The following is a 2,683-nucleotide window of genomic DNA, read 5'->3' as shown; positions in this document are numbered from 1 at the left end:
GCTTCCCCACCGGGATGAACTGCCACTTCATCCCGGCCTACGTGGGCCCGGAGGCGCCAAGAACAGTAAATCCCCAGTAGGGTCGGGCACAGCGCGGCGATGAAGGCCTCCTGCGGGACCTCCACGCGGCCGACCATCTTCATCCGCTTCTTGCCTTCCTTCTGCTTCTCCAGCAGCTTCCGCTTACGGGAGATGTCACCGCCGTAGCACTTGGCGAGGACGTCCTTGCGGATCGCGCGGACCGTCTCACGGGCGATCACCCGGGAGCCGATGGCCGCCTGGATCGGCACCTCGAACTGCTGGCGGGGGATGAGCTTCTGGAGCTTGCCCGCCATCATCACGCCGTAGCCGTAGGCCTTGTCCTTGTGGACGATCGCGGAGAAGGCGTCCACCGCGTCGCCGTGCAGCAGGATGTCGACCTTCACCAGCTGGGCGGACTGCTCGCCGATGGGCTCGTAGTCCAGCGAGGCGTAGCCGCGGGTCTTGGACTTCAGCTGGTCGAAGAAGTCGAAGACGATCTCCGCGAGCGGCAGGGTGTAGCGCAGCTCGACCCGGTCCTCGGACAGGTAGTCCATGCCCTGGAGGTTGCCGCGGCGGGACTGGCAGAGCTCCATGATCGCGCCGACGAACTCGTTGGGCGCGAGGATGGTGCCGCGCACCACCGGCTCGAACACCTCGGCGATCTTGCCGGTGGGGAACTCGCTCGGGTTGGTGACGGTGTGCTCGGTGCCGTCCTCCATGACCACCCGGTAGACCACGTTCGGGGCGGTGGAGATCAGGTCGAGGTTGAACTCGCGCTCCAGGCGCTCCCGGATGATCTCCAGGTGCAGCAGGCCGAGGAAGCCGCAGCGGTAGCCGAAGCCGAGCGCGACCGAGGTCTCCGGCTCGTACACCAGCGCGGCGTCGTTGAGCCGCAGCTTGTCGAGGGCGTCGCGCAGCAGCGGGTAGTCCGAGCCGTCCAGCGGGTAGAGGCCGGAGAACACCATCGGGCGCGGGTCCTTGTAGCCGCCCAGCGCCTCGGTGGCGCCCTTGTGCATCGAGGTGATCGTGTCACCGACCTTGGACTGCCGGACGTCCTTCACACCGGTGATGATGTAGCCCACCTCGCCGACGCCGAGGCCGTCGGCGACCTTCGGCTCGGGCGAGATGACGCCGATCTCCAGCAGCTCGTGGGTCGCGCCGGTGGACATCATCGAGATCCGCTCGCGCTTGGTGAGCTGCCCGTCCACCACACGGACGTAGGTGACCACGCCGCGGTAGGAGTCGTACACCGAGTCGAAGATCATCGCGCGGGCCGGGGCGTCCTTGACGCCGACCGGGGCCGGGACGGTGTTGACGATGTGGTCCAGCAGGTCCTCGACGCCCAGGCCGGTCTTGGCGCTGACCTGGAGCACGTCGGAGGGGTCGCAGCCGATGATGTGGGCGATCTCGGCCGCGTACTTCTCCGGCTGGGCGGCCGGCAGGTCGATCTTGTTGAGGACCGGGACGATCGTGAGGTCGTTCTCCAGCGCCAGGTACAGGTTGGCGAGGGTCTGCGCCTCGATGCCCTGGGCCGCGTCGACCACCAGGATGGTGCCCTCGCACGCGGCGAGGGAGCGGGACACCTCGTACGTGAAGTCCACGTGGCCGGGGGTGTCGATCATGTTGAGGATGTGCGTCGTCCCGGCGTTCGGACCGGTCTTCGGCGCCCACGGAAGGCGGACCGCCTGCGACTTGATGGTGATGCCGCGCTCACGCTCGATGTCCATGCGGTCGAGGTACTGGGCACGCATCTGCCGGGGGTCGACGACGCCGGTGATCTGCAGCATCCGGTCTGCGAGCGTCGACTTGCCGTGGTCGATGTGGGCGATGATGCAGAAGTTGCGGATCAGCGCCGGGTCGGTACGGCTGGGCTCTGGCACATTGCTGGGGGTCGCGGGCACCTTGGTCCGATTCTCCGTTGGTCCGGGGCCGGGGGTGTCCGGGTCATCGCTGACCGGTTTCCCGGGGACCGGACGGGCTCGTCCGATCGAAATAGTCCCTGCCATCTTCCCACGACCGCGGGGCGGGCCGCCGTTCGGGCACCCGGGGCCGTCCGGGGCCGCCCTCGCGAGCGGTCGGGGGCGGCCCTCGCGGGCGCCCGGGTTTGGGGCGGGCAGCGGGCCCCTGGTAGCGTGGGCTGCTGCACCCGGCCTCGGCATGCCCTCTCAGCTGGTCCGACGGCCACCGGGTGCGAACCCGTTCAAATCCTTAGACAAGACTGAGGCTCCTTCGTGGCGAACATCAAGTCCCAGATCAAGCGCAACAAGACCAACGAGAAGGCGCGCCTGCGCAACAAGGCCGTCAAGTCCTCGCTGAAGACCGCTCTGCGCAAGGCCCGTGAGGCCGCTGCCGCCGGCGAGACCGAGAAGGCCACCGAGCTGGCCCGCGCCGCCTCCAAGGCGCTGGACAAGGCCGTGAGCAAGGGCGTCATCCACGCCAACCAGGCCGCCAACAAGAAGTCGGCCATCACCAAGCGCGTCAACACCGCCGTCCAGGCCTGACGCCCCGGGGTCTTTCGACCCCCACCGCTTCGGAGCGACCCGGCCCTCTACCCGGCCCCCCGAGGCGCGCAAGACTCGCACCGCACGCGGCCTGCGTTCGCCACGCGGGTGCGGTGCACAGAAGCAGTGCGACAGGCGTCGCAGCCGGCCTCTCCCCGAGC

Annotated in this window: 2 protein-coding genes; one reads left to right on the top strand and one right to left on the bottom strand. The window is 68.6% G+C overall.

Annotated elements, in window-relative coordinates:
- Positions 1–1,922, bottom strand: a 1,922-nt coding sequence (lepA, locus tag ACFU7Z_RS38545) for a translation elongation factor 4 (protein ID WP_380782796.1), incomplete at its 3' end; no start/stop codon positions are given.
- Positions 1,923–2,252: 330 nt separating this feature from the next.
- Here lepA and rpsT point away from each other — a divergent pair.
- A complete protein-coding gene (gene rpsT / locus ACFU7Z_RS38540; RefSeq protein WP_030309778.1) occupies positions 2,253–2,522 on the top strand; it encodes a 30S ribosomal protein S20 in 270 nt (89 codons plus the stop codon).
- Positions 2,523–2,683: the final 161 nt, after the last annotated feature.

This window comes from Kitasatospora sp. NPDC057518 (assembly GCF_042802075.1).
Classification (GTDB): domain Bacteria; phylum Actinomycetota; class Actinomycetes; order Streptomycetales; family Streptomycetaceae; genus Kitasatospora.
Note: the sequence above shows the minus strand (reverse complement) of the source record. Positions and strands in the feature narration are given on the sequence as shown.